At 75.1% G+C, this 5,605-nt stretch carries 3 protein-coding genes and 2 pseudogenes; 3 read left to right on the top strand and 2 right to left on the bottom strand.

Annotation, left to right across the window (positions count from 1 at the left end):
* The 3 genes and pseudogenes from E1300_RS50995 to E1300_RS47195 all read left to right on the top strand — a co-directional run.
* A pseudogene (locus tag E1300_RS50995) lies at window positions 1–524 on the top strand (hypothetical protein); the annotation flags it as partial.
* A 131-nt stretch (window positions 525–655) separates the two neighbouring features.
* The gene (locus tag E1300_RS47200; protein ID WP_131763785.1) at window positions 656–2,533 is read left to right on the top strand and encodes a M64 family metallopeptidase; all 1,878 of its coding nucleotides are present in this window, start codon (window positions 656–658) and stop codon (window positions 2,531–2,533) included.
* Between the two features lie 99 nt (window positions 2,534–2,632).
* Window positions 2,633–3,625, top strand: coding sequence for a LysR family transcriptional regulator (locus tag E1300_RS47195; RefSeq protein WP_131763784.1), 993 nt, complete (start codon window positions 2,633–2,635; stop codon window positions 3,623–3,625).
* Window positions 3,626–3,638: 13 nt separating this feature from the next.
* On the opposite strand, the gene E1300_RS47190 is transcribed toward E1300_RS47195, so the two are convergent.
* Both E1300_RS47190 and E1300_RS47185 read right to left on the bottom strand, forming a co-directional pair.
* Window positions 3,639–4,748: a WD40/YVTN/BNR-like repeat-containing protein gene (locus E1300_RS47190; RefSeq protein ID WP_131763783.1), complete on the bottom strand. Its 1,110-nt coding sequence runs from the start codon at window positions 4,746–4,748 to the stop codon at window positions 3,639–3,641.
* A gap of 10 nt (window positions 4,749–4,758) precedes the next feature.
* Window positions 4,759–5,605: pseudogene (locus E1300_RS47185) on the bottom strand (prenyltransferase/squalene oxidase repeat-containing protein); the annotation flags it as partial.

Below are 5,605 nucleotides of genomic sequence, written 5' to 3'. Positions count from 1 at the left end.
CGCAGGGCGAGGTCGCGCGGCTCACCGCCGAGCGCGACTCCGCCGTCACGCGCGCGGACGAGCAGGCCCGGCGCGCCGACCGCGCCGAGCAGCTCGCGGACGCCGCCGAGGCCCGCGCCGAGGAGGCGATGGAGCGGATCGACCGCGCGGAGGAGCGCGCCGAGGCCGCCGAGGCCCGCTCCGACCGCGATCACGCCACCGCGCTCGCCCTCCAGGACACGCTGCGCTCGGCTCTGGACCTCCCGTCCGTCGAGGAGATCGACGACGAGATGGGCGTCGCCGTCGGCGGGCCCGGCGAGACGGTCGAGTCCGGCGCGGTCATCGCCCGGCCCGGCGGCCTGATCGCCGTCGAGGGCGTGCCCGACCTGCTGGACGGCGAGGTCGCCGCCCGGTTCGCGCGCGCCCTGCTGGCCGTCCGCGTCCACCAGGCGGCCCGGCGCGCCCTCCCGGACGAGGACGACGCCACCGCGGAGTTCAGCGTCGTCGCCGATGACGACGAGGACGACACCGCCTACGGGAGCTGATCCCCAGACGAGGTCCCCGGGAGAGGTCATAACTCCCGGGTTATGACGAACTGGGATGTGCCTCCCGCGGCCGCGACCCTCCATGATCCGCGTAGCGGTGCGCGGCACCGACGTACGGAGGGGGTTCGTCCATGGTGGGACGCAAGGTCGCCACGGTCTCGGCGGCCGTCGCGCTGGCGGTGTCGCCGGCGGCGGTGCTGCCGGGAACAGCGGCGCACGCGGCGGAGCCCGGCGGCGCCGAGGTCGTGCCGGTCCAGGTCACCGGGGATCCGGCGAAGCGGTTCAACCTCGTCGTCCTCGGCGACGGCTACACCGCCGCGGACATGCCGGCGTTCCGCGCGCACGTCGACAAGGAGATCAGCACGCTGTTCGCGTTCGAGCCGTGGAAGTCGTACCGCAGCTACGTGAACGTCTACCGGGTCGAGATCCCGTCCGCCGAGTCCGGTGTGAGCTGCGACCCCAAGCTGGACTCGGCGAAGCGGAACACGCCGCTGGGCATGCAGTTCTGGAGCGGCTGCCGCGCGGACGGCATCCAGCGGCTGCTCGTCATGAACAACACGGCCGCGAACACCTACGCGAACCTCGTCGCCGGGACGAGCGCCGCGAACCGGCAGATCGTCGCGCTCGCCAACAGCACGACGTACGGCGGCGCGGGCGGCACCTACGCCACCGCGTCCGGTGGCAACGCCATGTCGTCGCTGATCATGCCGCACGAGATCGGGCACTCCCTCGGCGGCCTCCAGGACGAATATAACTACTACTACCGGGGCGTTCCCGGGGGCGCCTACACCGGCGGCGAGCCCGACTCCATCCACCTCAGCCTCCTGACGCAGGAGCAGATGCGGGCGCAGCGCGCCAAGTGGTACCGCTGGCTGGGCGAGGAGAGCGCGTCGGGCGGCGTCATTGGCCGCTACGAGGGCGGCTCGTACAGCAACACGGGCATCTGGCGGCCCAGCGCGCACTCGATGATGAAGACGCTGGGATACGCCTACGACCAGGTGCAGCGCGAGCGGATGGTCCAGGCGATCTCCGCGAAGCTCAACCTCGTCCAGGACGCCACCCCGACCGCCGCCCCGATCGGCGCCGACCGCGTCGTCTGGTTGGAGACGCTGCACCCGGTCGGCCACACGCTCGACATCACCTGGACGATCGACGGCAAGAAGGTCCCGGGCAGCGACGGGCTGCACAACGTCGACCTGTCCCGCCTTCGCCTCAAGCGCGGCAAGCACACCCTGACTGCGAAGGTCGTGGACCCGACCGGCTTCGTCCGTGACCCTGCGATCCGCGCGTCCGCCGCCCTCACCCAGACCCGCACCTGGACGGTGGACACCAGCGTCCGCACCGCGCCCGGAACGCCCGCCTTGGGCTTCACCTCGACGACCCCGGCGGACACGCGCGTCGCCGGGTCGGATGTCATCTACGCCGAGACGAGCCACCCGACGGGGTCCGTCCCGTCCGTCCGGTGGACCGTGGACGGCAGGCGCGTGCGGACCTCGGGCAACGACCGCGACCTCGCGCTGAAGCGGCTCCGCCTCCGGCCGGGCGTCCACAAGGTCACCGCGCAGGCCGTCGACCCGCGCACCGGGAAGACGTCGGCGAAGCTCGCCTGGACGGTGGACGCCCAGGCCCCGACCGCCACCGCCGAGTTCTCCAAGCCCGCCGCGAAGAAGGGCCGGACCCTGGTCTTCGACGAGTCCTTCACGATGAAGCTCAACCCAGCCGACCGCTCGGACGGTGCCGTCCTCGCCGAGTTCCAGGTCGACGGCGACGGCTGGTACCGCTACTTCGGCTGGCCGACCGACTCGTCCGCGCCGTTCCGCTTCACGCCCCTCGGCACGAACATCGACGACCTCGTCTACGGCAAGCTCGGCAAGCCCGCCCGCGCCGTCGAGTGGGAGGACGTCGCCCCCGGCTACGGCCGCCACACGATCGAGTACCGCGCCATCGACGCCGCGGGCAACGTCGGCAGGACAACCAAGGTGGACGTGGAACTCCGCAAGCGCGGCTGACCCCGTCCCGAGTCCCGTTCGCGGCTCCCCCCATCCGCCGTCGGCGGGTGGGGGGATCGCTTATATTCGGGAGCGCGCCGGGGGTGAAGGTGGGAGTCCGTGCAGCTTGAGCTACGCCATCTGCGGACGCTGTGCGCGATCGCGGACGCCGGGAGCCTGAGCCGCGCCGCCGCCGCGGTGGGGGTCTCGCAGCCCGCGCTGACGGCCCAGCTCCAGCGGATCGAGACGGTGCTCGGCGGGCAGGTGTTCCAGCGGGACCGGCGCGGGGTCAGCCCGACGCCGTTCGGGCTGTTCGTGCTCAGCCGGGCGCGCTCCGCGCTGGTGACCGTGGACGAGCTGACCGCCGGCGCGGCGGCCGACGGGAACCCGGCGCGGCTGCGGATCGGCGGCAACGCCAACGCGGTCCTCACCCGGCTGCTGCACAAGCTGTTCGAGATCCCCGGGACGCGGGTCACCGTCCACACCGAGTACTCGCCGCGCCTGCTCCTCGACCTGCTGGCCTCCCGGCGGCTGGATGTCGCGGTCCTGGTCGACTACCCCGGCCACGAACTGCCCGCCGTACCGGCGGTAGGGACGCACCACATCGCGACCGAGCCGGTGTTCGTGGCGCTGCCCGCGGCGCACCGGCTCGCCGCCGCGGACGAGGTCCGGCTCGCCGACCTGGCCGCGGAGGACTGGCTCGTCACGCCGCCGGACGGGGCGGGCTGGCCCGAGGTGTTCTACTCCGCCTGCCAGGACGCCGGGTTCGCGCCCCGCGTCCTGCACATGATGAGCGAGCAGGACATGATCCGGACGCTGGTCGGCGACGGCCGCGCGATCGCGCCGTGCCAGGCGACGCTGCGGGCGGGGCCCGGCATCGCCGTCCGGCCGCTGGCCGGGTCGCCGCTGCGGATGCGGCACCTGCTCGGCTGGCGGCACGGTGGAGCGCTGGGCGACCGCGCCGCCGTCCTCGCCGGGCTCGCCGTGGAGGCGTACCGGGAGGCCGCCGCCGACAGCCCCGCCTACACGGCCTGGCTGGCCCGCACGGACACCGCTCTGACGGACACCGCTTGGACAAATACCGCCTGGACGGATACCGCCTGGACGCGGTGAGTCCCGGCGCGGCTCAGCGGGCGGTGCCGCCGCGCGTGAGGACGGCCGCCCGACCCTTCTCGCCCGCCGCCCAGCAGACCCCGCCGGGCGCGCAGTCGACGGTGTCGAAGCTTCCGGTGTCGAACCGGGTCCACGTGCGGCCGCCGTCGAGGGTGTAGTCGCTGCCCGTCGGCCCGACGGCCAGGGCGGCGCCGCCGGAGTACGCGGGCCACACCGCGCCGGACCGGTACTCGGCCGGTGGACGCGGCGCGGGCCGCCACGTGCGCCCGCCGTCGCTGGTCGTCGCGGCGGCCGCCGGGGACGGCTGCCCGGCCCGGTAGTCGCCGCCGACGGCGATGCCGTGCCGGGAGTCGCGGAACGCCACCGCGAACACGCCCTGGTACGGGCTGCTCGGCAGGGGCGTGTCCGCCACCGTCCAGGTGAGCCCGCGGTCGCGCGAGTGGAAGACCCGGGCCCGGGAGCCGCCGCCGGTGGCGAGCCACACGTCCCGCGGCCCGCGGCTCACCAGGCACTGCCCGCTCGCGGCGAACCCGGCCTCGCCCGCGAGCGCCTCGGGCATGCCCGAGGCGGGCAGCACCCGCCAGGTCCGTCCGCCGTCGGCGGTGGAGATGATCCGGAAGCGCCCGTCCACGGGGTCGCTGACCGCGAGGCCGTGCCGGGAGTCGAAGAAGGTGACGCAGTCGTAGAACGCCCGGGGGTCGTCGTTGGCGAAGCCGAGCGTCCAGGTGCGGCCCCCGTCCGAGGTGCGGTAGACGCGGGACGCGTCGCCCTCCCCGATCGCCAGCACGACCGCGCGCTGGGCGTCGAACGCCTCGACGTCGCGAAACTCCAGGCCCTCCGCGCCGGCCGGGCTCCTCTTCTGCCAGGTGCGCCCGCCGTCGGTCGTGCGCAGGACGGTCCCGCCGCTGCCCGCCGCCCAGGCGCCCTTCCGGCTGATCGCGGAGAGTCCCCGGAACCGCGCGTCCGTACCGGTCGGCGTGAGCCGCCACCCCGGCGCGGCATGCTCCCGGGCGTCCGCCGGGGACGCCGCGGCACCGGCCTGCGCCGCGGGCAGCGCGGCCAGTGCCGCCGCGCACGCGACGGCGAACGACATCCTGCGGACCTTCGGCGGCATAGCGATCATGCGTCGCAAGCTAGCCCCGCTCGATCACTCCGTCCAGGGCCTGCCGGGACGGGCTCGGGCGGGCGCCGGACGCGCGGCCGTAGGCGGCCAGCGCCAAGACGGGGAACACGTGCGGGTCCGAGCCATACCGGACCGGGACGTCCCGAGGGAACCCGGTGCCGGTGTAGGCGGTCTCGTACCAGAGGCCGCCCGGCTGCTGGTGCCGCAGCAGCCAGTCGACCCCGATGGCGACGCGCGGGCCCCGCTCGCCCGCGGCGATCAGCGCGTGGAGCACCCATCCCGTCTGGGACGCCGTGGACCGGCCGCGCCCGCGCCACGCGGCGTACCGGTAGGAGCGCCGGTCCTCGCCCCAGCCGCCGTCGCCGTTCTGCCGCGAGTACAGCCACGCGACGGCCTTCCGCACGCGGGCGTCGCCGTGCGGGACGCCCGCGGCGACGAGCGCGTGGAGCGCCCGGGTGGTGCCGTACAGGTGGTTGCAGCCCCACTGGCCGGGCCATGACCCGTCCGGTTCCTGGTGGTCGAGCAGCCAGCGCACCCCGTCGCGCACCGCCGCCTCGTACTCGGGACCCGCGCCGGCCAGGCTCTCGACGGCGGAGGCGGTGGCATCGGCGGTCGGCGGGTCGGTGACCGCGCGCCCGTCGTGCAGGGGCAGCCGCAGCACCCGCGCGACCCGGGCGTCCGCGTCGAAGCCGCTCCAGCCGCCGCCGCGCCAGGCCATGCCGGCGAGCCAGCGGCGTCCCCGCCGCACGCGGTCCCGGTCGTCCGCGGACGGCACGGCGCCGAGTGCCCGCAGGACGAGCGCGGTCTCCCCGGTGCCCGGACCGGTCCGGCCGGTGCCTCGGGCCGACCAGCCGCCC

Source organism: Actinomadura fibrosa (assembly GCF_900659615.1).
In the GTDB taxonomy this organism is placed as follows: Bacteria; Actinomycetota; Actinomycetes; order Streptosporangiales; family Streptosporangiaceae; genus Spirillospora; species Spirillospora fibrosa.
The sequence above is the reverse complement of the archived record's forward strand: the minus strand, read 5'-3'. Positions and strand labels throughout refer to the sequence as shown.